This is a genomic window from Pseudomonas kitaguniensis (genome assembly GCF_009296165.1).
Taxonomy (GTDB): Bacteria; Pseudomonadota; Gammaproteobacteria; order Pseudomonadales; family Pseudomonadaceae; genus Aquipseudomonas; species Aquipseudomonas kitaguniensis.
This window is the reverse complement of record NZ_VUAZ01000151.1, coordinates 1-25,690: the sequence shown is the minus strand read 5'-3', so window position 1 is coordinate 25,690 and position 25,690 is coordinate 1. Positions and strand designations below refer to the sequence as shown.

Here is a 25,690-nt window from a genome sequence, read left to right as displayed (position 1 = left end):
GTCCGGTTTTAGGGCCGCTGCGCAGCATCGCGAGCAAGCGCTCCCACACAGGCGCTCGCCACAGAGTGGGCGTTACTTAGAACACCACGCCTTGGCTGCGCAGGTAGTCATCGTAGGTGCCGCTGAAGTCGATCACGCCGTTGGCGCTCAACTCGATGATGCGCGTGGCCAGGGACGATACGAACTCACGGTCGTGGCTGACGAAGATCAGCGTGCCCGGGTAGTTTTCCAGCGCCAGGTTCAGCGCTTCGATGGATTCCATGTCCAAGTGGTTGGTCGGTTCGTCCATGATCAGCACGTTCGGCTTTTGCAGGATCAGCTTGCCGAACAACATACGGCCTTGCTCACCACCGGAAATCACTTTGACCGACTTGAGAATCTCGTCGTTGGAGAACAGCATCCGCCCCAACGTGCCGCGAATCACTTGCTCGCCTTGGGTCCACTGGCCCATCCAGTCGAACAGGCTCATGTCGTCTTCGAAGTCGGAGGCGTGGTCCTGGGCGTAGTAGCCCAGCTCTGCGGCGTCGGTCCACTTGATGCTGCCGGCGTCCGGCGTCAGTTCGTTGACCAGCGTGCGCAGCAGGGTGGTTTTGCCGATACCGTTAGGGCCGATGATCGCCACGCGCTCGCCGGCTTCAACCTGGAAGCTGAAGTCCTTGAACAGCGGCTTGCCGTCGAAGCCTTTGGCCATACGGTCGACGATGACCGCCTGACGGTGCAGCTTTTTGGTTTGCTCGAAACGGATGAACGGGCTAACACGGCTCGAAGGCTTGACCTCGGCCAGTTGAATCTTGTCGATCGCCTTGGCACGCGACGTCGCCTGCTTGGCTTTCGAGGCGTTGGCCGAGAAGCGGCTGACAAACGATTGCAGCTCGGAGATTTGCGCTTTCTTCTTGGCGTTGTCCGACAGCAATTGCTCGCGGGACTGGGTCGCCACGGTCATGTACTCGTCGTAGTTGCCCGGGAACAGGCGCAGCTCGCCGTAGTCCAGGTCAGCCATGTGGGTGCACACGCTGTTCAGGAAGTGACGGTCGTGAGAGATGATGATCATCAGGCTGGAGCGCTGGGTCAGGATGTTTTCCAGCCAGCGAATGGTGTTGATGTCCAAGTGGTTGGTCGGTTCGTCGAGCAGCAGCACTTCCGGGTCGGAGAACAGCGCCTGCGCCAGCAATACACGCAGTTTCCAGCCGGGCGACACTTCGCTCATCGGGCCGAAATGTTGTTCCAGCGGAATACCCAGGCCCAACAGCAGTTCACCGGCACGCGATTCGGCGGTGTAGCCGTCCATCTCGGCGAACTCGGTTTCCAGCTCGGCCACGGCCATGCCGTCGTCTTCGCTCATTTCCGGCAGCGAGTAGATACGGTCGCGCTCGGCCTTGACTTTCCACAGCTCCTCGTGGCCCATGATCACGGTGTCGAGCACGGTGAATTCTTCGTAGGCGAACTGGTCCTGGCGCAGTTTACCCAGGCGCACATTCGGCTCCAGCATGACCTGGCCGCCGGACGGGTCGAGGTCGCCGCCAAGGATTTTCATGAAGGTCGACTTGCCGCAACCGTTGGCACCGATCAAACCATAACGGTTACCGGCGCCGAACTTGACCGAGACGTTCTCGAAGAGCGGCTTGGCGCCGAACTGCATGGTGATGTTAGCTGTGGAGATCAATTACTTTACCTATCAATGAGTTGCGAGCGTGGCGGCAGGAGCCTTCAGGCATGCGTCAACAGCGACATCAAGGCGCGAAACCCGGTCGCTGAGCAGAAAATTTTGAATGTGTGTTGGAATTTGGCGCGCATTGTCGCATATGTCAGGCGACAGTTGTACGGCGAGCGAGGGATGGTTTTGCCAGCGTCTCCGGCATCGCCAGCCATAACAACGCCAGGGCCACGGCCGCGACCGCCGCCAGCGTCAGGAAAGCCGCGTTGTAGCCGGCCTGTTGCACCACAAACCCGGCCAGGCTGTTACTCAGTGCCGCGCCCAGGCCAAATACCGTCGACAGCGCGCCAAGGCTGACGTTGAAGCGGCCGGTGCCTTGGGTGAGGTCCTTGACGATGACCGGGAACAGCGCGCCGAAAATCCCCGCGCCGATGCCGTCGAGCATTTGCACGGCGACCAGCCAATAGGGGTCGTTGGACACGGTATACAGCACGCCCCGCAGCGGCAGAATCATGAAACCGGCCAGCAGCAGCGGCTTGCGCCCCCACACGTCGGCCTTGAGCCCCACCAGCCAGGCCATCGGCACCATCACCAATTGTGCGGCAACGATGCACGCCGACGTCAGCGGCGTGGCCATGTGCAGGTTGATTTGCGATAACTTCTGGCTGACCAGCGGCAGCATCGCGGCATTGGCCAGGTGGAACAAGGCGCAGCAAATGGCGAACAACAACAGTGGGCGGTTACTCAGCAACGCCTTCACTCCGGACGGTTGCTCGTGATCGCTGCTGTGCGCCGGGTCGAAGCCGCGTGCAACTTCATGGTCAATCGCCTTGGCCGACACGCAACTGACCGCGACGATACTCGCCAGCGCCATAAACGCCATCAGATAAAACACCACCACCGGGCCGTACAGGTACGCCAGGCCACCGGCGAGTAACGCCGCGACGGCATTGCCCGCGTGGTTGAAGGTTTCGTTGCGCCCGGTGCGGCGGGTGAAGGCACGCGGCCCGGTAATGCCTAACGAGATTGCTGAAATAGCCGGCGCAAATACCGAGGCGGCGACGGCACTCGCAGCTTGGGTCAACGCCACCCAGCTGAACGCGCTGACAAACGGCAGCATCAGGCAACTGGCGGTGACGAGGATCGCGGCCACCACCACCACCGCGCGCTTGCTGCGCGTACGGTCGATCAGCGCGCCGGCCGGGCCTTGGGTGACCAGCCCGGCAATGCCCGCCAGGGTCATGACCACACCGATGCTGGCGGGGTCCCAGTGGTGCACGGCCAGCAAGTAAATCGCCAGGTACGGGCCAAGCCCGTCGCGGACGTCTGCGAGGAAGAAATTCAGGCTGTCCAGAGGCAAGTTATTACGCAGGTCGGGCTGAAGGGCCATGGCGAGGTCTTCGAGATGGGCATTCAGGGGCTGAATGCTTCGTGTGTTAATGACCTGCACGCCTTGAAATTAGTTTCGGCTACGCCCCGCGCTTTTACTCGGCGAGCGCCTTTGCGCGGCGGCGTACGAAGGTGCGCATGGTTTGCCCTGGCTCGGTGCTGAATAGTGTCGGCCGCGGCATGCCTTCATCTGCGGCAATAAACATGAAGTCATCGCCTTCAAGGCGATAGCTGGCGGGTAATGCCTTGCCGGCGTCTTCGCCCATGGCGTCCACCCAGGTAATACTTTTTGGCGCGGTGGTGCTGTCCAGAAAAAACCGGCCCGCCAGCAAAATTTCGCCACTCACCGTTCTCACCTCGAACTGGTCGCCTGCAATGGTGGTGATCGCGCCGGGGGCAGTGTGCGCATCGGCGGGGTTGAGCACGCCGCTGTCTTCCAGGGATATTTGTTCCCACGTGCCTTGAAGCTGTTGATAGTCCGGATCTGAAACGTGCATGCAAATTCCTTCTTGCTGAGGGCTTAAACGCTGGATGAGTGCAAAAGTGCTAAGGGTTAGCCGCTGGAATTGTATCGATAGCACGCTGGAACTGAGCCCCTGAAGCTAAATTTTTTTGGCTGACAGCCCGTTATCCTGCATTAGCGTTGCTTTCGGCAGCATGATCGCCCGCATGAAAGCTATTCTGCAGTCATTGACATGCAGTAGAAATAATCTCTAATGATGTCGGACTTTTCTTTCAGTGAAGTGGTCAGAGTGCCATTAGCCAGTTGTGATTAGGGCGTTGTTTCTGATTCTCAGGCCGTTCGGGCTGAAAAATCGGGGTTCAGGGCGTAGCGGCTTTTTAATATCAGTTTTAAGGTGTTCTTATTTTGAATCGAACTTCTTCGCTCAATGTGCCTGCAGTGTCAGATGAAATTGACTTGGTTGAGGTAGCTGACTCGATTTGGCGGCAAAAAAAACTGGTGTTGGGTTGCACCATCCTGGTGGGAGTTTTGGGCGCCAGCTATGCGTTTTTGGCGCCCAAGGTGTATGAGGTCAGCAGTGTGTTACGGCCTGCGGCGATCAACGAACTGGATGCCTTGAACCGCTCGGAAGTCTACAAACTGCCGCCCGCAGACGCGCTGGCGAAAGTCGGCGCTCAGTTGGATTCCTACGGCGCGCGCCTGGATTTTTTCAAAAGCCATGAACAACTGTTCCAGGCTTTCCGCAAGCCCGGACAAAGCCTTGAGCAGAGTTTTGAAGATTTCAACCGGAACGCGGTCAACGTGATCGCGCCGGACCCTAAAAAATCAGATTCGCTGTCCAGTTACATCCGTCTGGAGATGCAATACCCGTCGGACGTGGATGGCGTGGCCATCCTCAACGGGTTTGTCGACTACGCGATTGCGGCGGAACGTGAGCAGGTGGGGGCCGACCTCAAGGTCATCGTGAATAACCGCTTGAGCGAACTCAAAGGCAAGATCGACGCCGCTCGCGCCAATTACGAGACCGAAAAAGAATCCAAGATCGCCAAGCTGCTTGAGGCTGACAGGCTCAAACGTGCCCAGTTGCAAGATGAACTCAGTGCACTGCGCCTGCAGATGAAAATGGAGCGTGGCGATCGTTTGGCAGAGTTGGCCGAAGCGATCTCGATCGCCAAATCGATGGGTATCCGAACCCCAACCACGCCGTCAGCGATGGGCGATGCCACGCGTTCAGGTTCCAATCAGGTGATGCGCACCGAGGTCAACAACCAGAAAATACCGTTGTATTTCATGGGTACCGAAGCCCTGGAAGCCGAGCAAAGCGCATTGCAAAAGCGCACCAGCGATGACTTCACCAGCACGCGCATCGCTGAAATTGGCAAGGAACTCCAGCTGCTGCAGTCGAACCGTGAAGTTGAGGTTCTGCAAAAACGCGCCAACGAGGATATTTTCCTGCAGGACGTGCAACCGCTCCGCGCTGAAGTGGCGCGTTTGCGCTCGCTGAATATCGACATGACTAACTTGAAGCTGGTGGCCGTTGACCGCCGCGCTCAGGAGCCGCTGTCGCCGATCAAGCCGAAAAAATCGCTGATCATCGCTATCAGTTTGATCGCAGGTCTGTTCCTGGGCGTGCTGATAGCGGTGTTGCGCTACTTCATCCTGAGCCATCGAAAGGCTGAATATCATTCGCCATTAACCGATGGCCGCTTGCCTCGCTACGAGAGCAAGGATGATCAGCCGCTGCCGTAGACAGGGCGGGCAGTGGGCGGGTGGCAACACCTGCCCACTGGCAAATCTATCGGTTCCATAGACAGCTTTTCACAAATCTTAGCTAACCTTTGGTTACAAACTGTGGCTAAATAACTGCCAATGGCCATGAACCGGTTGTCGACAAACCGCTAATGCCGCGTATTTGTGAATTGTGATTTCAGGTGCTGCATCTTCAATCCTCGGCCGTTGTGGGCACGCAGGAGCAGCCTGTTTTCTACTGACATGTGACGAATCTCTTGAAACTCATCATTGTTTTTCTCTACGTTGCCTCCATCGCGTATGTACACCTGCGCGGCCGGGTGCGACACAAGTTGGGGCGCCAGCTCAGCGATCACTCGACGTTCCTGGCGCCGATCAACTGCTTCCTCTACCTGTTTTCCAGGCAGCCAAGCCGCCCCTATCTGGCCCCCGGCGATTTTCCTGATTTGAGCCCGTTGCAGGAGCACTGGCAGGAGATCCGCGAGGAAGCCCAGAACCTGATGCGCGCCGGCGAGATCAAGCGTTCCGAGCAGTACAACGACGTGGGTTTCAACTCGTTCTTCAAGTCGGGCTGGAAGCGCTTTTACCTCAAGTGGTATGGCGACAGTCACCCGTCTGCGATGAAGCTGTGCCCGCGCACGACTGAACTGGTGCAGAGCATCGGTTCGATCAAGGCCGCCATGTTTGCCGAGCTGCCACCGGGCTCCAAGCTGGTTCGCCACCGCGACCCGTACGCTGGCTCCTACCGCTATCACCTGGGTCTGGATACGCCTAACGACCCTGGCTGCTACATCAACGTCGATGGCGAAAGCTATTACTGGCGCGATGGCGAGCCGGTGATGTTCGACGAGACCTACATTCATTACGCGGAAAACACCACGCAGCAGAACCGCATCATCTTGTTTTGCGACATCGAGCGGCCCATGAAGTACCGCTGGGCGGCGGCGTTCAACCGCTGGTTCAGCCGTAATGTGATGGCGTCGGCGGGTTCGCCGAATGACGCGGGCGACAAGACCGGCGGCCTGAATCGAGCGTTCACGCGCCTGTACAAGATTCGCCTGCGCGGCAAAGAACTGAAAAAGCGCAACCGCGCGCGTTACTACTTGGAAAAGTGGGCGATTTTTGCGGGATTGGCGCTGATCTTTATCCTTATCTAACCCAGCGTTGGGCGCGAATCACGCGGGTGGTTTCGCGCCGAGCTTGTCCCACATCTTCTTGCTGATCTTTTGCCGGTTGGCATAACCGGCCCACGGGTCTTCTTTCAGGTGCGCCAAACGCTCGTGCAAGTTGGCCACCGTCCATTGTTGGGCACTGCGCAAGCCCTTTAACTCCTCTCGACTGACCGGCACCGACACCGGCAGGCCTGGCCGTGCGCGCACAGAGTAAGCCGCTACGGTGCTGGCGCCGCGCGCGTTGCGCAGGTAGTCAATGAAGATCTTGCCGATGCGGTTTTTCGGGCCGGAAGTCGCGGTAAAGCGTTCGGGCAGTTGCTGCGTCATGAACTGAGCAATGGCCTTGGCGAAGGCCTTTACGGTGCCCCAGTCATCCCGCCGCGCGAGCGGAACGACCAGGTGCAGGCCTTTGCCGCCGCTGGTCTTGACGTACGCTGCCAGCCCCAGCTCATCGAGCACCGACAACGTCAGTTGCGCGGCCTCCAGCATGGTTTTCCAGGGCAGCGCCGGGTCAGGGTCGAGGTCGAGCACAAACAGGTCGGGGGTTTCGATTTTGTCCGAGGTGGCGCCCCACGTGTGCAGTTCTATGGTGCCCATCTGCACGGCGCCGATCAGCGCGCCTGGCTGATCGATTTCCATCAGGCGTGCATGGCCCGGGTCCAGCGCCGGGTCCAACTGCTTGATGTGCGGAATGGCCAGGTGCTCCGAGTGTTTTTGGAAGAATTGCTCGCCGTCGACTCCTTCGGGCGCACGCAATAGTGAGACCGGGCGATGGCGCAAGAAGGGCAATATCCACTCGCTGATATTCTGGTAAAACGCCGCCAACTGATGTTTTTGCGTAGCGCTTTGCGCGTCAATCACCCGCTCCGGGTGAGTGATGTTTACGCCGCCGCTGCGTTTTTTCGCGGGTGCTGCCGGTTTAACCGAGCTGGCCTTGCGTGGCTGTTCATGGATGATCTGCGCCACCGGTTTGTCGCTGCGCAGCGCAATGAACGAGGCGTGGCGCACCACACCCTCGCGGGTCCATTCGGCAAAATTCACCTCGCACGCCGTGCTCGGCTCAACCCAGTGCACGCCGCGCGCCTGGGGGCTGGTCAGCGGTTTTTGCAGCGGTGAGGTTTTGCGCTCCAACGGTTTGAGCTGCGCATAAACCGCCTTCAGCGCCGCCTGGTCAAAACCAGTGCCCACGCGCCCGGCGTACACCAGCCCCGTATCATCATTGACTGCCAGCAGCAGCGCGCCAAAGCCACTGCGCGAGCCTTGCGGCCGGGTGTAGCCGACAATCACGAACTCCTGGCGCAGGCGACATTTGAGTTTGATCCAGTCGGTGCTACGGCTCGACACATACGGGCTGCCCAGGCGTTTGCCGATCAGGCCTTCGAGTGCGAGGTCGCAAGCACTTTCGAAGATGTCGCGCTGGTTGGCGACAAACGCTTCGGAGAACCGCAGCAGCTTGCTGCGGCTACTCGACAGCGCGGACTTGAGCGCCGCGCGGCGTGCCTCTACAGGTGCCTCGCGCTGATCCTCACCTTCCAGAAACGGCGCGTCGAACAGGTAATACACGATGTCCAGGCTGCGGCCGACATCGAACGCGTTTTGCAGTGCCTGAAAATCCGGCAAGCCGTCGTCATTGAGGCTGACCACTTCACCGTCCAGCCAACTGTCGCCCAGCTTCAGCGCTTGCAAGGCCTTGACCTGACGCGGCAGGCGGTCGGTCCAGTCATGCCCGTTGCGCGTAAACAGGCGCACCTCGCCGTCGAGGATGCGCGCGAGCATGCGGTAGCCGTCGAATTTGATTTCGTATTGCCAATCGCCGTCGGGGGCGCGGTCGACCAGGGTTGCCAGTTGCGGCGTGAATTGCTCGGGGAGGGATTGGCGGGTTTTAGTCGCGGACGCTTTGGGGCGTTTTGCACGCGCTTTGGGTGTGCCGACCGAGGCGTCGCTGAGCACACTTTTAGGTTGGTCTTTGAGGATGTCGTAGTCGGCCGCCGCGCGCGCTTGCTGGTCTTTTTCCTTGATCAGCAACCATTGCTCCTTGTCGCCGCTGCCTTTAAGGCGCGTGCGCACCAGCGCCCAGTCGCCGGCGAGTTTTTCACCGACGAGGGTGAATTTGAGCTTGCCGGCGGCATACGCCTTATGCGGATCGTCGTGCGGTTGCCAAACGCCACGGTCCCACACAATCACATCGCCTGCGCCATATTGGCCGGCAGGAATATTGCCCTCGAAATCGCCATAGCCCAGCGGATGATCTTCAACGTGTACCGCCAAGCGTTTTTGGCTCGGGTCCAGGCTTGGGCCTTTGGGCACGGCCCAGCTCAGGAGCACGCCATCGAGTTCCAGGCGAAAGTCATAGTGCAGGTTGCGCGCGTCGTGTTTTTGAATCACGAATGACAGCGCCGACGCCGCGCGTTTGCCTTTGGCTGCGCTGCCCGAGGGCTCGGCGGTGATCTGGAAATCGCGTTTGCGCTGGTACTCGCTCAGGGGCTTTGCCATGTCGTTCTCCGGCGTATGGCAGGCTTAAGAAGCCTTTTTAGTGGCCTTTTTTGCCGCTGGTTTTTTCGCCGTGGTCTTGGCCGCAGGTTTACCCGCCAGGCTGCGTTTGAGCAACTCGGTGAGGTCGATGACATCGGCCGACTGGCGTGTTTCGCTGTCCTCCTGGTCTTCGACATTTTCGATCTTGCCGGCCTTGGCCTTCTTGGCCACCAGCGCCATGATTTTGTCCTGAAAGCTGTCGCGGTACTCGTCCGGCTGCCAGTCTGCACTCATGTCTTCCACCAGGCGTTTGGCCATGTCCAACTCGCCTTTGGCCAGGCTCGGCTTGGTCACATCGGCGCCTAATTCCAGCTCGTCCAGGCTGCGCACTTCAGCGGGCCAGCGCAGCATTACCAGCACCAGCGCAGAGTCCAGCGGCATTACCGCCGCCAGATGTTGCTTGGTGTGCAACACCACGTTAGCCAACGCCACTTTGCCGGTTTTTTTCAGGGTTTCGCGCAATAAGGCGTAAACCTTGCCGCCGCGTTTGTCCGGGGCCAGGAAGTAGGGCGTGTCGATATTTTGCAAAGGGATCTGATCGCCTGCGACAAACGCGATGATTTCAATAGTCTGCGTGGACTTGGGGTGCGCCGAGCGAATTTCGTCCTCGCTGAGCACCACATAGCGGCCTTTTTCGAAGGCCACGCCCTTGACGATATTCTCTTTGGTGACTTCTTTGCCGGTGGTCTTGTTGATGCGCTTGTAACCGACCGGGTCCATGCTGCGTTTGTCCAGCCAATCAAAGTCAACGCCTTGTGAAGACGTGGCTGAAACCAGTGATACCGGGATGTGAACCAAGCCAAAACTGATTGCGCCCTTCCAGATTGCCCGTGGCATGCTTGCGATTCCTTGAGAAAAGACTGTGTTCTGGTGACTCGCAGGCGCTGGCAAAAGTTTCGGCGGGTAGATGCGTGGACAAATCGTGTTACACCTGATGAGGAAGTATTTAGTGTCGAAAGCCGAACCCAAGGCGTAGCGTGTTATCGAAAGCACGTACCACTCGCTCAAGAGAGGCTTTGTTATGAACAGTTGTGTGCGTCACCTTGCCGTGCTGGCGTTGGGTTTGGCAGTCACCTCGTTGGCCCAGGCGCAAACCCTGCCCGGCAGCAACGACTCCAACAACAGCCCTATTCATCGGGCCAACCCCAACAGCATGCAGGGCACCCAGCCCAATGCGCCGGTCACTCGCGGCATTCAGACCGGGCCGAGCAGCCCCGCACCCACGTTGCAAAACGGCGGTATCGGCAATAGCTATCCCAAGCGCGACGCCGCGCCCAGCCGTCCAAAAACCGAAACCAAAGCCCCCACTTACGATGCCAACGGCAATCGCCGGTAAGGACTCCGTCTTATGTTGCTACGCAAAACGCTTCTAGCCGCACTGTGTGCCACCTCGCTGCTGCCGGTCACGGCGGTTTTTGCAGCCGATGCCCAGCAGTTTCCGAGTGAGCAGGGCAGTGTCACCGCAACCCCGATTGCCAAAGGCCTGGACCACCCTTGGGCCGTGGCGTTTCTACCCGACAAGCAAGGCTTTTTGGTGACCGAACGCCCAGGCCACCTGCGCTTTGTGAGCCCTGACGGCAAGCTTTCTGCGCCGTTAAGCGGTGTGCCGCAGGTATGGGCCAAAGGGCAGGGTGGTTTGCTGGATGTGGTGCTGTCGCCGGACTTCAAGCAAGACCGCATGGTTTACCTGTCGTATGCCGAGGGCGGCGGTGAGGGCGGCAAGGCCGGCACCGCCGTAGGGCGTGGGCGTTTGGCCGATGATTTGAGCGGCTTGAAGGACTTTAAAGTGATCCTGCGCCAGGAGCCCAAGCTGTCCACCGGCAATCACTTCGGCTCGCGTTTGGCCTTTGACCGTGACGGTTACCTGTTTGTGACGCTGGGCGAGAATAACGACCGGCCGACCGCGCAGGACCTGGACAAGTTGCAAGGCAAGGTGGTGCGCATTTACCCGGACGGCCGTGTGCCGGATGACAATCCGTTTGTCGGTCAGGCGGGGGTGCGGCCGGAGATCTGGTCGTATGGTCAGCGCAATCCGCAGGGGCTGGCGTTGAACCCCTGGAGTGGGACGATCTGGGAAAACGAACACGGGCCGCGTGGCGGTGATGAAATCAACATCATCGAGCGTGGCAAGAACTACGGTTGGCCGCTGGCGACGCACGGCATCAACTATTCCCTGACGCCGATTCCCGAGGCCAAGGGCAAGGAAGTTGAGGGCACAGTGCAGCCTCATCATGTCTGGGAAAAGTCGCCGGGTATTTCGGGTATGGCGTTTTACGACGCTGACCGGTTCAAGCCTTGGCAGCACAATGTGTTTATCGGTGCGTTGGCGAGTCAGGAGCTGATTCGTTTGCAGTTTGATGGCGACAAGGTGGTGCATGAGGAGCGCTTGCTGGGCGGTTTGAATGCGCGTATCCGAGACGTGCGGCAGGGGCCGGATGGGTATCTGTATGTGCTGACTGATGAGGATGACGGTGTGTTGTATCGGGTGGGCCTGAACCAGGACTGACGCCCCGTGCTTTTGTGGGAGCGGGCTTGCTCGCGATGCAGTCAACTCGGTTTGCCTGATAGACCGAGGTGCCTACATCGCGAGCAAGCCCGCTCCCACAGGTGGGCCTTAAAGCCCGAGGTCCGACAAACCCGGATGATCATCCGGGCGCCGCCCCAGCGGCCAGTGGAATTTGCGTTCGCTGGCCTCGATCGGCAGATCGTTAATGCAGGCAAACCGCTTGGCCATCAGACCGTTCTGGTCAAACTCCCAGTTCTCATTGCCGTAGGAGCGGAACCAGTTACCGGAGTCGTCGTGCCATTCATAGGCATACCGCACGGCGATACGGTTTCCACCGAACGCCCACAACTCCTTGATCAGCCGATAATCCAACTCCCTGGCCCATTTACGGGTCAGGAAACCCTTGGCTTGTTCGCGGTTTTGCACAAACTCGGCGCGGTTACGCCACTGGGTGTCCACGGTGTACGCCAACGACACGCGTTGCGGGTCTCGGGAGTTCCAGCCGTCTTCGGCGAGGCGGACTTTCTCAATCGCTGACTCGCGGGTAAACGGCGGCAACGGTGGGCGTACTTCTGCGTCAGATGACATGGGGCAACTCCTGAAATAGTAAGGGTTATTGACGGTTGCAAAGGCCTGCGTTCACAGGCCGAACAATTTTCGCGCCATGCATTGCGCATGATCAGCCGCGCTGGAATCGCCCATGACCAGCGCGACGGTTATCGCGCCATCGATCAGTATCAGCAGTTGCGCCGCGTGCTGTTCGGGCGCGGGGCTGCCATGCGCTTCACACAGTTGGAGTGCGTACTCAAACAGTTTTTGTTTATGCGCCTTGGCCAGCCGGCGTACCGGGTCTTGTGCATTGCCGGTTTCACCACTGGTGTTGATGAAGGCACAACCGCGAAAGTCGGCTGAGTCAAACCAGGCTTTAAGGGCGCTGAATAGCGCCAGCAAGCGCTCGCCGCTGCCTTCGCGGCGATCTACTTCCTCGCGCAGCCAGTGCATCCAGCGTTCGTCGCGACGTTGCAGGGCGGCGAGCACCAACTCATCTTTATTGGCGAAGTAATGGTAAATACTCTTGCGCGAGACGCCGGCGGTTTTTACCAGCAACGCCATGCCGGTGGCGGCGATGCCGTGCCGATAAATTAACTTCTCGGTCACGTCGAGAATAATGTCGCGGGTTTCATTGTGGGCTATGTCGTTCATGTTGCGAACACTAGAACGATCGTTCTTCATGGTCAATTTATTTTTTCCATGTTCCCCGGCGAGACCTGAGCAGCCCCATGGTGTAAGCTTTGGGCCTCTTCGGATTCGACCCATTGCGAGCCTTATGCCGTCGTTCTTCAAACGCTCCCTGTTGCCTAAATTGCGCGGTTTCCCAGTGTCTCCAGAGACCCTTGAGGCGCTGTCCGGCGCCGCTGAGTTCCGTCGCTGCCTGCTGGAAAAAATCCCCCACGCCACGCGGCGTATCTATATCGTCGCGCTGTACTTGCAGCACGATGAAGCCGGGCAGGAAATCTACGACGCGTTGCACGCCGCCAAGGCCGCGCGGCCCGAGTTGGACGTGGTGGTGGTGGTCGACTCGTTGCGCGCCCAGCGCGGCTTGATCGGCGCCGGCAAGCAGCCGGGCAACAGCGCCTGGTATCAGGCCATGACCCAAGCGCACGCCAGTGAAGTACCGGTGTACGGCGTGCCGGTGCAGACCCGCGAGCTGTTCGGCGTGCTGCACTTGAAGGGTTTTGTGATCGACGACAGCGTGCTGTACAGCGGCGCCAGTTTAAACAACGTGTACTTGCACAAGTTCGACAAGTACCGCTATGACCGCTACCACCTGATCCACAGCGCGCCGCTGGCGGATTCGATGCAGCATCTGGTGGAACACGGCCTGTTGGCCTCCAGGGCAGTGCATCGCCTGGACTTGCCCAACCCGCCCACCACCCGCAGCTTGCGCAACGACATTGGCGACCTGCGCAGCCGCCTCAAGCACGCGACCTATGACACCACCACGGGCCTGGTGCCCAATGGCCACATGTCGGTGAGCCCGTTGCTCGGTGTCGGCAAAAACAACCCGCTGAACCGGGTAATCCTCGAACTGATCGCAAGTGCCCAGCACCAGTTGACCCTCTGCACGCCGTACTTCAATTTGCCGCTGCCGGTGACCCGCGAGATCAACCGCGCCCTGGCGCGCGGGGTGAAGATCGACATCATCGTCGGTGATAAAACCGCCAACGATTTCTACATTCCGCCCAGCGAGCCGTTCAAGGTCATTGCAGCGTTGCCTTACCTGTATGAAATCAGCCTGCGGCGTTTCGCCAAGCGTCATCAGCCGATGATCGACAGCGGCCAGTTGAACCTGCACCTGTGGCGCGACGGCGACAACACCTATCACCTCAAAGGCCTGTGGGTTGACCAGCGTTACACCTTGCTCACCGGCAACAACCTCAACCCCCGGGCGTTCCGCCTCGATCTGGAAAATGCCCTGTTGATCGACGACCCGCAAGGCGAGTGGCTGGAGCCACGGCGTACCGAACTGGCGCAGATTTTCCAGCACACCACGCGCATCGTGGGTTACCAGCAGTTGCAGACGCTGGTGGATTACCCGCAAGCGGTCGGCAAGTTCCTGCGACGGGTCAGCCGGGTGCGCATTGAACGGCTGCTTTACCGCATTTTGTAAGCCATAGCGCTTGGCGATAAATGGAAGCAGGCCTGGCGGTGTTAGCGTCAGGCTGTTTTCCTACGTGCAGTGCGAGTTTGCCTATGCTGTGCCGGGTTATTTTTTCATACGCTTTCTATCGACTGTTCTTAAGGACAAGGACTCTGTTCCCCCCGATAGAGACCCGTAGAAATGTCGACAATCCAAGCAAAAAATACCTTAACTATTTTTAGCCAGCCATCAACCTTTCAAGAGCCTGCGCCGCTCTTGCCACAACCCGATAAACCCATTGCTCCCACGGCCTCCGGTGTAGCCTTCAGCCCCTCCGGTCATCAATTATTCAGCGCGACGTCCTCACTTCGGCAATTGAGCCTGGAGCAACAGGCCGGTCGGGCCAAACGCGATATCCCCGATCAACCGGTAGCTGCGCCCGTCAGTGAAAGCCAGGTGAGGCATCGTTACCCTGCCAAGTCTGACGCTACGGCGGCGGACACTCGGTTACAGAAAATCCTGATTCAGCGCTTGAAAACTGGCGGGATGGATGAAAAAAACATTCCAAAAAAGGCGTCTATTGCACCCTTTATCGAGATGTATCACCAAGCTATCAATGAGCCTGCCGTACAGGCCTGGTTCACATCTCAACACTTGAAACCTGCCACTGTGCGGGTATTCGGTGGCTACGTGGTGGGCGTGGTCCTGCGCGATGGCAAGGAAACCATTCAACGTTTTAGCATTACGGATGGGTCGGGTTGGGGGCAAGTCAGTAAGACTATCGTGTCCTTACAACAAGTGCTCTCGCCCAATAATTTTGGCCTGCCCGGCAACCCGGGCCCGAGCGCTGCCTACAGTGCGATTAGCAACGATGTGCTGTTGGATTTTTACGGGGTCAAGCCGCCCCTGAATGAAAAGTCTGCGCCGCAACTGGGCAAACAACTCACGCTGAACGGGTGGCCGCAGATCGCAGAAACACAACGCGATCAGTGGGCTGGGCAGTTTAAACAGTTGTCCCGGCGTCGTGACGACAGTGCGATACGCGCGGGGCTGGTAGAGCAATTTCGATCTAAGTTCAAGAATGAGCCCGACGATAACGTGTTCCAGCTTGATGAGTACGCCGTGGTCGCCGGACCCAACTCAGCCCTGGACCGACACAGTAAGCGACCGCGTGAGCTGTTTATCGAGTTCCTGGCGTCAGCGCCATTCCAGGCCTTTCTCAAGAAGACCGGTTATGCTTTTGACGGTGTTGATTTCAGGCTATCTGACGGCGACCTGCAGACGCGCAATGGGAGAGGTGACTGGGATTCTTTGCAGGAGAAGTTCGACTATGAAGTCGAGAGCGCGTCCAGGGTTGACGACGCAGATGGGCACAGCGCCCGCAGGATGAACTCGGATTTCGACGAGCTAGTGAAGATGAGCGGGAAAGTCGGGAACGCGTTGTACTCCACCCGTACCTATGACGCGCGTCAAACCTTTGCGTTGTATGCTCTCGACACACCGCAAAACGTCGGCCAGTTACGCGGTTCGCTGGGATGGCTTGATACTCAACTGCCAACGCCCCCATTGGCAGGCGACTATGCAGCTATGACACCTTATTCGCAGGTTGATGGCGCGCTATCCGCCGAGGCCGGTAGCACCTTGAAAAAGGCGTCGATGCAGGTCATGGCGTTGTTCAAGGCTTTTTCCAGCAGCACCACCGGCTTCCAGAATTACCCTGATCCAGATAATAAGCTCGCTGCATTTTTTGACTCTCCGAAGGCCATCGCCATAGCCGACGAGATTGCCAGGTCCCTCAAGCATTACGCCGTGTCCGACGGGCAAGCGCTTTCAAGGGCAGACCGCCATCAGGTTCTGGCGACGGCCATGAAGTTCAGTGTGGATGCGCCTATCCCAGGCCTGCCAGGCACTGTGGCCGGGTACGGATTGTATCGACCGGGCAATATTGGACGTACGCTCAAAGAAATCCGCGGTGACGTGGAGACGCATCTGCAAAGCAAAGGTGTTGACCCTAATGTCGCGTCGTTGATGGCCCACCTCTTTCTGGCCCAGTCGGCACCGGAGATGCTGGTCAAGAAAGACCCTACCGTATCTGCCACTACCGACCAAGTACTCAACCGGGACCCGGAAAACATCAAGGTTGGATCTACCGGCTGGATGAACCTGCGCCTGGGCAGTGCAATAGCCGGCGATTCACGGTTGAATTTTACGCAAACCATGGCGCTGGCACGCCAGGAAGCTGGCGGGCCTGCACAAGAAGCTTTGATCAAACAGATGGGCGCCCAGCCGCTGTTGGACTGGGCTGTAATGGCGGGCGTCTTGCTGGCGACTTCAGATGGCACATACTCTCCGGGAGATTACGAGGTTGCGGCGAAAGCCTTTACCACACGCGAAAACCAAACGCGCGAGGCATTCGCCACCTTATCGAGCGAGTCGCCTACCCAACGGACCGTGTTGGTCCAGCAATTGGCCAAGTTGTACCCGGAGATGACCGAGGAGGAAATTGGCAATATCACGTTGAAAAAGTATCCCGATTTTGTAACAAACGCAGCTAATTCCAGGCCTTCTGTAGAATACGCCAATCCGCAACCGTTTCGTTATCTGGGCCCGACGTCGTTGGTCGATATAATCCTGATGAATCTTGGGAAAGGTAATCCGCCATTTGGTGAAGACGAGAGCTGGGCGGGTGATGAGTTTATTCATCCAAATATTTCCCTTGCTACGTTCAGGGAACGTCTCGACCAACTGCCAAAGCTTAAACCTTTGGTGGTGCCTGCCATTGACACATTCATCACCGACTCCCGGTCGGCCCAAGCCACGGCATTGAAGTTGATGATCGCTGATTTACCTCAGGAAGAACGCAAGGCGTTGGAGTTGGGGAAGATTACGTTCTACACCCTGCGCAAAACAACCGGAGACTCTTTGCGGGTCGATGTAGGTCAAGACTCGAAAGTCGAAAAGAGCAAGGGCACTCATGGCCTCTTGATGCGTTATGAAACCGGCGCCGTCTCGCCCAGGTTCGGGTACTACGAAGTTTTTCCGGGCTCCATGAAAATGATCAAACGAAATAACTTGCCCTTCCAGTTACAGCTGAGGGGGAAGGTGGAAAACAAGGTGTTACGTGACAGGCTGTATACCTATGCCGGCCCTGTAATCCGCAACGGTACGGCACAGCCGTTTGATTTTGATGCCTATAGCACAGGCTCTGTGCCAAGCCCTGAAGCGCAATCGCAGGTGATTATCGAGCGCCTCGGGGCCAAGTTGCCGGAGACACCAACGTCGGATACCGCAACTCAGCGCATACCCAACACGTTTTTTTCCGACAAGACGTCCCAGATCGTGGAAAGGTTGTTGGCCCATAGCTTTGACGGCAACCGTGATGCGCGGATCGCTCATGCCAACGAACCGTCAGCGCTGCAAGCGCGCACCGGCACCAATATATTCACGGCTGAAAACGCCCGCGCGGTAGTCAGCCTGATCCCTTTTGTGGGGGCCATTGCTGATTTGGTGGAGGGCAGCATAGAGGCGGGAGTGAAAGGCTTGCTGATTGACCTTGCGTCTTTTCTTGCTACCGGTGGGCTGGCGGGGGCAAAGATTTTCGCCAAGGGTTTAAGAATGTTGATTCCTTTCAGCGGCAAGCCGTTCAGCATGGCTGGGCTGAAAGGAGGAGGTTCATTTATTCGCGGACTGCTCAACCCGGTGGAAAACATCCCTTCGGTTGGGCGCGGGGTGCCGAATGGGATACGGGGGCTGAACAGGATTAATGCCGGGTTGCCAATTCACATCGGGTCGGATATTTTCCTGCCGATCAAAGCATTCGAGCAGTTGCGGTGGGCCTTGGGCGCGTGGGATACGCTGGATGGTTCCAGCCAAGCAGAGAGCTCTTGGCCGGGCGCCAGGAAAGGCTTGAGTGGAAACCAGGAAGTCACTGCCGTTCAAAAAGGCGGCGTGTGGTATGCAATAAACCCCTTCAGTCATAGACCTGACGTTATGCCACTGGCGCAGTTCACCCCCCAGTAGAGTTAACGCGTGAATCCCCAGGTGTTCGGCGGCTCTTCAGGACCGCACAAACACCTGGGCGCCCAATCAGTTCAAACCCAACTTGCCGCGCAGGGTCGACAGGTCTTCGGCCAAGGTGTTGACCGGGCCCACCAGCGCCTTACGGTCGTTTTCCTTGACTTTGTCGTAGGTTTCAAAGCCGCCATCCCTGGTTTTGTACTTGGCCAACACCTTGTCGACGCTGGCGAAGTTCTTGTCGACCTTGGACAGGAAGGCTTTGTCTTGTTTCTCGATCTGGCCACGGAACAGGTCGACGATTTTTTTCGCGCCGTCGATGTTGCCCTGGAAGTCGTACAGGTCGGTGTGGCTGTAGCGGTCTTCTTCACCGGAGATCTTGGTCGCAGCGACTTCTTCCAGCAGCGCAGCGGCGCGCCCACGACTTTCTCGGGCGGGAAGGTCAGGCCGTCGACACGGGTTTTCAGGTCGTTGACGTCGGTGTTGAGCTTGGCGGTCAGGGTTTCCAGGCCTTTGGTGGTGTTCTGCGAGAACAGCGTGTATTCGATGCGGTGGAAGCCAGTGAAGTCTTCAGCAGTCACGCCTTTTTCGTGGTCATCAACGCGCGAATCGATTGAGGCGTCGAGGTCACTGAACAGCTCGGCGATCGGCTCGATCGACTCATAGTGAACGCGGGTTGGCGCGTAAAGCTTTTTGGCGGTGGCCAGGTCGCCCTGGTTGATGGCGTCGGTGAACGCCTTGGTCTGCGTGACCAGTTCGCCGATTTCTTCGGTGACGTAAATCTTGTAATCCGACACCGGGCCTACCAGGTCCAGCGGCGCGGTGGCGGCGAACGCTGCCAGCGGCGAAAGGGTCATTAACAACGACAACGCGATAGTCGACTTCTTCATGGGAGGTGTGCGCTCTGGTGTGTTTTAGGTAGTGGCAGTGGTTTGCGGGTGCGTTGCAGCGAGCAACGTGCGCCCAATGAAATCCTTGGGCCCGGTGACGCCTGGCAAGGTGAAGAAGTACCCGCCGCCGACCGGCTTGAGGTATTCCTCCAGCGGCTCGCCGTTGAGCCGGGTTTGCACGCTGATAAAGCCTTTCTCCAGGTCAGCCTGGTAGCAGATGAACAGCAGCCCCATGTCCAACTGACCGTTTTTATTGACGCCGTTGGAGTAGTTGAACGGCCGACGCAGAATCAGGTTGGCCTGGGTTTGCGCGGTACGCGGGTTGGCCAGGCGAATGTGCGCATCGAGCTTGGTCAACTTGCCGTGCGGGTCTTTGCTGTAATCCGGCACTTGCGATTCTTGCTGGCCGTCCATGGGCGCGCCCGTGGTTTTGACGCGGCCGATGATGCTTTCCTGCTCTTGCAGGGGCGTGCGGTCCCAGCGCTCGACGAAGTTGCGGATGATGCGCACCGCCTGGTAGCTGCCATTGGCGGCCCAGGCCGGTTCGTCACTGGCCGGTTGCACCCAGACAATCTGGTCCATGCTCTTGTCGTCGTTGGAGTTCGGGTTGGCCGAACCGTCACGAAAGCCCAAGAAGTTACGCGCGCTCTGCGCCGGTTCGCCAGGTTTGGCCGGGGCTTGAGGCGGCACACTGCCTTCCTGTTTCCAGCGCACCAGCAACAGGTCGGGCAGGTTCTTCACGATGTCGCGCAGGGCGTGGATATTGGTGTCGGTGGTGTTGGAGCAAAACTGCAGGCTCAGGTCGCCGTGGCACTGCGCCGGTTCCAGCGCATCGTTGGGGAAGCCCACCATGCGCGTCAGGCGCTTGGGTTTGACGGCAGTCAGGCCGAAGCGCTCATCAAACAGCGACTCGCCGACCGACACGGTAATGGTCAGGTTGTCCGGCGTGACCACCGGGCCAAGAATGCCCGAGTCGGTAGGCGGCAGCTTCGGGTCGACCTGCGGCACGGTGCCGCCGGTCATCAGGAAGCTGATGCGCTCGTTCAAGGTGCGGAACAAGCGTTCGAGGTCTTCACGGTCGCTGGCCAATACGTCGAACGCCACCAGCATGCCGCAGGCCGGGCGCGGCGTGACGATGCCGGTTTGGTGCTTGCCGAAAAAGTCGTGGTGGTCCTGCGTCTTGTCACTGCGCGGCGCAGTGGTGACCTGCTCGGCAGCGGCGGCCAGCGCCGGGCAGCTCAGGCTGCTACCGGCAATAGCGGCGCCGGTGGCCGCCATGCCCAGCAAGACACGGCGACGTTGTGCGGAAAATTGTTCTGAATCACTCATGTGTGCGGTCGTCTTCACTGCAGGCCGGAGAGGCCAAGGGCGGGGTCGATTCCATCGAGTGCAACGGCCAGAGCCTTGGCCTTGTCGGCGATCTGCTTGCGCTGATCGGCGGTCACGCTGTCGTAGCGGCGGTAGTGGCCGTCGACTTTCAAACTGTTCAGTTGTGCATCGAACGCCTCAAGCGCGCTGTCAACGTTGCTCAACACGTTAGCCGCCGACTTGCTCAGCAACGGCCGCATCAGCTCGACCACCTTGTGCGCGGCTTGCAGGTTGGCGGCAAAGCCGTTGAGGTCGATGTGGCTGTAGCGTTCTTCTTCACCGCTGGCCGCGCGCACATCCGCCAGGCTGTTGAGGTTGCGCACCACGATGCTCACCAGTTGTTCCGGTGGCAGCGACTGGGCGAGCAGTTGTTGCTTGAGGCGCGTGACGTCGCTGACCAGGCCTTGGGCGATTGGCGCCAGCCCGTCCAGGCTGCGCTGTTGGAACAGGCTGTATTCCAGGCGATGGAAGCCAGTGAAGGCCGGGTCTTGCTCGCGTTTTTCAAAGTAGTCGGCGCGCGCGTTGATCGCGTTGTCCAACTCGGCCAGGCGTTGCGACGCCGGCGCCAGACGCTGGTAGGCCTCGCGCGCTGGCACGTACAGCGCCTGCGCCTGGGCCAAATCACCGGCCTCGACGGCTTGCGCCAGGGCGGTGACGGCGGTGATCAGTGCACTGCCTTGGCCGCTCAGGTACACGCGGAACTCCGACAGCGGGCCGATAAACGCCACCATCGACGGCTTGGCCTTGGCCTTGGCGTCGGACTCCGCCGTCGGCGTCACGTGCAAGGTGCCACGCGGGTTGCTCAGCAAGCCGCAGGTGATCGCATAGTCGCCGGGCGCCAGGTTGGCATTGATCACTTGGCTCAAGCCCGGCGCGATATTTTCGCGTTCTTCGATCACCAGCACGCCGTCGAGAATTTCCCACTCCACCGCCCGTTCGGAGCGGTTGATGATACGAAAGCTTGCGCGCCCGGCGGGCACGGTGAGTGCGTTGGGTTCACAGGCGTGACCGTGAATGGTCACGGTGATTTCATCGTGGTTGGTCTGGCGTTTGGCGGCGGCCAATTGCGAGGCGTAATAAAACAGGCCACCGGCGGCGATCATAACGACCACCGAGCCGGCCACCGCCCAGCGCAGGGCGCGGGACGGCGGAGCCGGTTGAGGAGTTTGGCTGGACAAATGACGGTCCTTACTGGCTGGAAACGGAAGAGGTTTTGGCGACAGGCGTGGCGGGGGCCGAGGGCAGGAAGAACATCACCAGGGCCACCACCAGGTAAATCAGATAAGCGCCGAGCGTGCTCACGGTTGGGGCGTCTTGATAGCCGAACATCCCGGCCAGCACCGAACCCAACGGGCCGTCCATCGGCAGCGTCGCGCTGAAATCGAACAACACGGTTTGCCAGTGGTTCCACACGCCCGCTTCGTGCAGGGCTTGTACCGAGTTGGCGAGAATGCCGGCAGCCACCACCAGGATGAACAGACCGGTCCAGCGAAAAAACGCGCCGAGGTTGAGGCGCATGCTGCCGGTGTAGATCAAAAAGCCTGTGATGATCGCCAGAATCAGGCCGAGCAGGGCGCCAATCGGCGCGCCCGGGCCTTCGCTTTGCTGGAACACCGCCAGTAGAAAAAACACCGTCTCCAGGCCTTCGCGCGCAACCGCGAAAAACACCATGGCGATCAGCGCGATCACTTGGTGTTTGGAGCCCGCCAATGCGTGATCAAGTGATTCGTGCAAGGAGTGCTTGATGGACCGCGCCACTTTGCGCATCCAGAACACCATGGAACTGAGGATGCCAACGGCCACCAGACCGACCACACCTTCGAACAGTTCTTGTTGTTTTTGCGGAAATTCAGCGCTGACCAGTTCCAGGCCACCGCCGACCAGCAGGGCCAGGGCGGCTGCCAGGAACACGCCGATCCACACGGCGGGCATCCACTGGCCACGGCCGGTTTGTTGCAGGTAACTGGCGATAATGCCGACGATCAGTGCAGCTTCAATGCCTTCGCGCAGCATGATTAAAAAAGGAACAAGCATTTGGCACCGCATCATGACGGGAGAGGATGCTAATTTGTAACATAATGATACTCATTACTAAACAGCCAATCTGCCTGTTTGCTGAACTGCGCCTGAACGGTGGTGGCGAATTGCATAGCCGCTTATGATGCAAAACCTCTTTTACAGCGTTGATTAACCGACTTCCAATGGCGGAAAAAGACACCATCTCCATCCATCTTGTCCGTGAGGCCTTGCTGCAAAGCTGTGCGCCGGGCGCGGCCACGCTTGAGGCGTTGAGCAAAGTCGGCATTGACCCGGTGCTGCTGGCGCAGCCCGACGCCCGTGTGCCCGCCACCGCGTATGCGCGATTGTGGCGGTTGTTGGCGCGGCGCAGGGACGACGAGTTTTTCGGCATGGACCCGCGCAAGCTCAAGTCCGGCAGCCTGGAGTTCTTGTGCCGCGTGTGCATGGCGCAGCCAAACCTGGGCGCCAGCCTGGAGACTGGCTTGGGGTTCCTGTCGTTGATGCTTGAGCATTTGCCCGCGCAGCGTGTGCGCCAGCAAAGCCTGGCAGAGATCGTGCTGTTGGAGCCAGCACTTGAGCCCAAGCGGGCGTTTACCTATTTTACCTATTGGATGATCGTGCACGGCGTTGCCTGCTGGCTGGCGGGGCGGCGCATTCCGATTCTGGCGATAGAGCTGCGGTGCGCACAGCCGGATTTCTGCGACGACTACCGGGTGATGTTTTCCGACAACCTGCGCTTCGACCGGCCGCGCACGCGCATGATCTTTTCCGCCGACTGCCTCGACCTGCCGGTCAAGCGCAGTGCTGAGGAACTCAGGCGTTTCCTGGCCCGCGCGCCGGCCAACATCCTGGTCAAATACCGCGACCCGGAAAGCCTGGCCACACGGATCAAGCACGACCTGCGGCAGATGCCTCCCGATAGCTGGCCAGAGACCGAAGGCCTGGCGGCCAGCCACTGCATCTCGGCGTCCACTCTGCGTCGCCGCCTGGCAGAAGAGGGGCAGACCTACCAAGGCCTCAAGGACAGCGTGCGCAAGGAGTTGGCGATCGTATGGCTGGCTGAGCCGCAGATCAGTTTTGCCGAGATCGCCGCGCGACTGGGGTTTGCGGATGCGAGTTCGTTTTACAAGGCGTTTCGCAAGTGGTCGGGGTCGAATCCTGGGCATTATCGGAGTTTGATTCTCGACGATGCTACTTAGCGCGGAAGGGCGCGGACACGGTCCAACAATCAGCTGTCACCGGTAGCGTTTGAAAAAGCTCACGCAGCGGCCCCGAAAAGTGTCTGGCAACGCCGCGACGATTCAAGCTTCTTGTTTTTTTAGATGGGTTTTTTGTCTCCCTATCAACAACGTTGCGCTGACACCCAACAAGCCAGCAAAACAGGTAGCTGCCACGATCATCAACGTCAGCGAGAAGCCATAGGCATCTAACAGACCACCGAAAACGGTATAGGAGATGCCGATAATAACTGAGTTGACTAGATTTGCGACAGACAGGCAGGATGCTCGGATACGTGAATCAACATTATCATGAATGTAGGCTTCATAGGATGTCTCATATATCGCGGGGAGCGACATAATTAGAAGAAAGCTTGCAACTGATATGATTATTCCAGTGCTCAATGATAAAATGAAAAGCAGAAGAGTAGCAATAATAGTCGTGGTGAAGGCGATTATGCCGAGAGAGAATCTGGAGCACATAAAACCAGCCGCCATAAACATGACTGCCGATAGGCCCTCAATGGCAGCATAAATCCCGGCAATCATAGGTATTTCCAAACCCTGAAGGGAGAAAAATGGCTGGCCATAGATAAATAACGGGATGGTCGAAAGTTCAAATAGAGCATATCCAATAAATAAAGGTATAAGAAAAGCGCCTTTTTTAGAGCGGAAAAAATTAATCAATAAAGTGAAAATTCCGTCGGTGGTTTTATGGCTCATGGCACTTTTTTTAGTGTCGTGTCGTGAGAGTGACGGGAGTTTGAGTTCGGGGATGAACGTCACTGCAAGCGCACCGGCAAGCTTTGATATTGCAAAAAAAATATAAACACTGTTCCACGACCAAGTGTCTTGCAATACACCACCCAGCAGCATGGATAAGCCTAATGAAACCGCCCCAATAGCACGGGCGCGTGAGACTATTTTAGGGTACTCTTCTGTTCGATGTTCAGCGAGCAAGTTATCATACAATAATGCCCTGTCTGAACCAGAGCTCATAGCAATGCTGGCGCCGAACAGGCAAAAGATAATCGCGAATGGAATAAAAGAGGAAAATAGTAAAAATCCGATGCCGCTTATACATAATCCCAAGAAACCTATGATAAGGGAAACTTTACGACCGTATCGGTCTGCGAGCACTCCAGAGGGTATTTCTAATGCGACAGCGGAAAAGAATAGAAAGGACTGAAGTATACCAATCTCACCTTGTGTGATACCCAGTTGCAGCAGGTACAACACAAACAAACTTCTCTGAACATCCATGTTCAGGAATATTGATAATGAATAATACAGATTGTCGTTTTTGTTTTTTAAGAATCTGAGTGCGCCCATTTTTTGATTAAATACCTTTTTGCATATACAAAAAACTTGAATTTTGAGTTGTATGTTTCCACTGATGAGGGGTTGTTTTTGTCAGTGTTTAAAAAATCCCCAAGCCATAAAGCTAGTAACAATCGAATTTTTATTCCGTTGGAAGGAAGTGGTGTAGGACCTGTGCCACCGAACAGCCTGAGTAAAAACCATGTTGCCAACAGTGCGCAAGTAATATGTGTCAGTGCATCCGTAACAGAATAAATAGCAGCCGCAAAATAAGCGCAGCGATAAAAAACAGTTAAGCCTGACCGCCAAGCGCAGTGCGGTATTAGGATGTTTCTTACGAAGGACTTCTTGTTTGACTTACAGAACTAACGTTCAATATTTTAGGACGTTACAAACAAAAAAAGCCCCGTGACCGAATGGACCACGGGGCTAAAAATTGGCTGGATGGGTCGAACCCTGGGCATTATCGGAGTTTGATTCTCGACGATGCGGGTTGAGTGTATCTCCGTTATTTGGGTGACGGCTTATATCGGTTTCGCATTTACAGCGAGTCACTTTTGATAGAGCCGGAAGCTGGCCCAGTCAAAAGTAACCAAACCGCTCTCGCCCCACCACTCGCATACACAGCAGATCTGCTTTCTGTGGGAGCGGGCTTGCTCGCGATGCAGGCATCTCGGTATATGAGGCACACCGAGTTGATGCCATCGCGAGCAAGCCCGCTCCCACAGTTGACTGCATTCTGCTTGGGAGATTGGG

Annotated in this window: 18 protein-coding genes and 1 pseudogene; 7 read left to right on the top strand and 12 right to left on the bottom strand. The window is 57.9% G+C overall.

Annotated features, from left to right (window positions below; translation table 11 throughout):
• Positions 1 to 76: 76 nt before the first annotated feature.
• The 3 genes from F0169_RS23280 to F0169_RS23270 all read right to left on the bottom strand — a co-directional run bounded on the left by F0169_RS23280 (position 77) and on the right by F0169_RS23270 (position 3,540).
• Positions 77 to 1,663 carry an ABC-F family ATPase gene (locus tag F0169_RS23280; RefSeq protein WP_082649047.1) on the bottom strand — a complete coding sequence of 529 codons (1,587 nt, stop codon included), beginning with the start codon at positions 1,661 to 1,663 and terminating at the stop codon, positions 77 to 79.
• 142 nt (positions 1,664 to 1,805) lie between these two features.
• On the bottom strand, positions 1,806 to 3,044 hold the full coding sequence (locus tag F0169_RS23275) for an MFS transporter (protein ID WP_152747733.1): 1,239 nt from the start codon (positions 3,042 to 3,044) through the stop codon (positions 1,806 to 1,808).
• A gap of 94 nt (positions 3,045 to 3,138) precedes the next feature.
• Positions 3,139 to 3,540 carry a TIGR03067 domain-containing protein gene (locus F0169_RS23270; RefSeq protein WP_152747732.1) on the bottom strand — a complete coding sequence of 134 codons (402 nt, stop codon included), beginning with the start codon at positions 3,538 to 3,540 and terminating at the stop codon, positions 3,139 to 3,141.
• 371 nt (positions 3,541 to 3,911) lie between these two features.
• On the opposite strand from F0169_RS23270, the gene F0169_RS23265 reads away from it, so the two are divergent.
• Positions 3,912 to 5,255 (top strand): Wzz/FepE/Etk N-terminal domain-containing protein, encoded by a 1,344-nt coding sequence (locus F0169_RS23265; protein ID WP_152747731.1) that lies wholly within the window; start codon positions 3,912 to 3,914, stop codon positions 5,253 to 5,255.
• A gap of 257 nt (positions 5,256 to 5,512) precedes the next feature.
• Positions 5,513 to 6,412: a lipid A hydroxylase LpxO gene (lpxO, locus tag F0169_RS23260; protein WP_152747730.1), complete on the top strand. Its 900-nt coding sequence runs from the start codon at positions 5,513 to 5,515 to the stop codon at positions 6,410 to 6,412.
• An 18-nt stretch (positions 6,413 to 6,430) separates the two neighbouring features.
• Here the strand turns inward: lpxO and ligD are convergent, their stop codons facing one another.
• Both ligD and ku read right to left on the bottom strand, forming a co-directional pair.
• Complete coding sequence (ligD, locus tag F0169_RS23255) at positions 6,431 to 8,920, bottom strand: DNA ligase D (RefSeq protein WP_152747729.1); 2,490 nt, start codon at positions 8,918 to 8,920, stop codon at positions 6,431 to 6,433.
• Positions 8,921 to 8,944: 24 nt separating this feature from the next.
• Positions 8,945 to 9,796: a non-homologous end joining protein Ku gene (gene ku, locus F0169_RS23250; RefSeq protein ID WP_122250275.1), complete on the bottom strand. Its 852-nt coding sequence runs from the start codon at positions 9,794 to 9,796 to the stop codon at positions 8,945 to 8,947.
• Positions 9,797 to 9,980: 184 nt separating this feature from the next.
• On the opposite strand from ku, the gene F0169_RS23245 reads away from it, so the two are divergent.
• Complete coding sequence (locus F0169_RS23245) at positions 9,981 to 10,295, top strand: hypothetical protein (protein WP_152747728.1); 315 nt, start codon at positions 9,981 to 9,983, stop codon at positions 10,293 to 10,295.
• Positions 10,296 to 10,307: 12 nt separating this feature from the next.
• Positions 10,308 to 11,465: a PQQ-dependent sugar dehydrogenase gene (locus F0169_RS23240; protein WP_058413480.1), complete on the top strand. Its 1,158-nt coding sequence runs from the start codon at positions 10,308 to 10,310 to the stop codon at positions 11,463 to 11,465.
• A gap of 108 nt (positions 11,466 to 11,573) precedes the next feature.
• On the opposite strand, the gene F0169_RS23230 is transcribed toward F0169_RS23240, so the two are convergent.
• Both F0169_RS23230 and F0169_RS23225 read right to left on the bottom strand, forming a co-directional pair.
• Positions 11,574 to 12,053 (bottom strand): nuclear transport factor 2 family protein, encoded by a 480-nt coding sequence (locus tag F0169_RS23230; protein WP_152747727.1) that lies wholly within the window; start codon positions 12,051 to 12,053, stop codon positions 11,574 to 11,576.
• A 51-nt stretch (positions 12,054 to 12,104) separates the two neighbouring features.
• Positions 12,105 to 12,668 carry a TetR/AcrR family transcriptional regulator gene (locus F0169_RS23225; protein WP_152747726.1) on the bottom strand — a complete coding sequence of 188 codons (564 nt, stop codon included), beginning with the start codon at positions 12,666 to 12,668 and terminating at the stop codon, positions 12,105 to 12,107.
• 124 nt (positions 12,669 to 12,792) lie between these two features.
• Between F0169_RS23225 and pssA the strand changes: the two genes are divergently transcribed.
• Positions 12,793 to 14,136 (top strand): CDP-diacylglycerol--serine O-phosphatidyltransferase, encoded by a 1,344-nt coding sequence (pssA, locus tag F0169_RS23220; protein WP_152747725.1) that lies wholly within the window; start codon positions 12,793 to 12,795, stop codon positions 14,134 to 14,136.
• 171 nt (positions 14,137 to 14,307) lie between these two features.
• Positions 14,308 to 18,126 carry a hypothetical protein gene (locus F0169_RS23215; RefSeq protein ID WP_241679162.1) on the top strand — a complete coding sequence of 1,273 codons (3,819 nt, stop codon included), beginning with the start codon at positions 14,308 to 14,310 and terminating at the stop codon, positions 18,124 to 18,126.
• Between the two features lie 66 nt (positions 18,127 to 18,192).
• Here F0169_RS23215 and efeO (F0169_RS23210) read toward each other — a convergent pair.
• The 4 genes and pseudogenes from efeO (F0169_RS23210) to efeU form a co-directional block, all read right to left on the bottom strand.
• A pseudogene (gene efeO, locus F0169_RS23210) lies at positions 18,193 to 19,010 on the bottom strand (iron uptake system protein EfeO).
• Between the two features lie 24 nt (positions 19,011 to 19,034).
• Positions 19,035 to 20,339, bottom strand: coding sequence for an iron uptake transporter deferrochelatase/peroxidase subunit (efeB, locus tag F0169_RS23205; protein WP_122250279.1), 1,305 nt, complete (start codon positions 20,337 to 20,339; stop codon positions 19,035 to 19,037).
• Positions 20,340 to 20,353: 14 nt separating this feature from the next.
• A complete protein-coding gene (gene efeO, locus F0169_RS23200; protein WP_152747724.1) occupies positions 20,354 to 21,556 on the bottom strand; it encodes an iron uptake system protein EfeO in 1,203 nt (400 codons plus the stop codon).
• Positions 21,557 to 21,566: 10 nt separating this feature from the next.
• Positions 21,567 to 22,412, bottom strand: a complete 846-nt coding sequence (gene efeU / locus F0169_RS23195; RefSeq protein WP_058413475.1) for an iron uptake transporter permease EfeU — start codon at positions 22,410 to 22,412, stop codon at positions 21,567 to 21,569.
• 167 nt (positions 22,413 to 22,579) lie between these two features.
• Between efeU and F0169_RS23190 the strand changes: the two genes are divergently transcribed.
• Positions 22,580 to 23,596, top strand: a complete 1,017-nt coding sequence (locus F0169_RS23190) for an AraC family transcriptional regulator (RefSeq protein ID WP_152747723.1) — start codon at positions 22,580 to 22,582, stop codon at positions 23,594 to 23,596.
• 102 nt (positions 23,597 to 23,698) lie between these two features.
• On the opposite strand, the gene F0169_RS23185 is transcribed toward F0169_RS23190, so the two are convergent.
• Complete coding sequence (locus F0169_RS23185; RefSeq protein ID WP_241679163.1) at positions 23,699 to 24,877, bottom strand: MFS transporter; 1,179 nt, start codon at positions 24,875 to 24,877, stop codon at positions 23,699 to 23,701.
• Positions 24,878 to 25,690 lie beyond the last annotated feature (813 nt).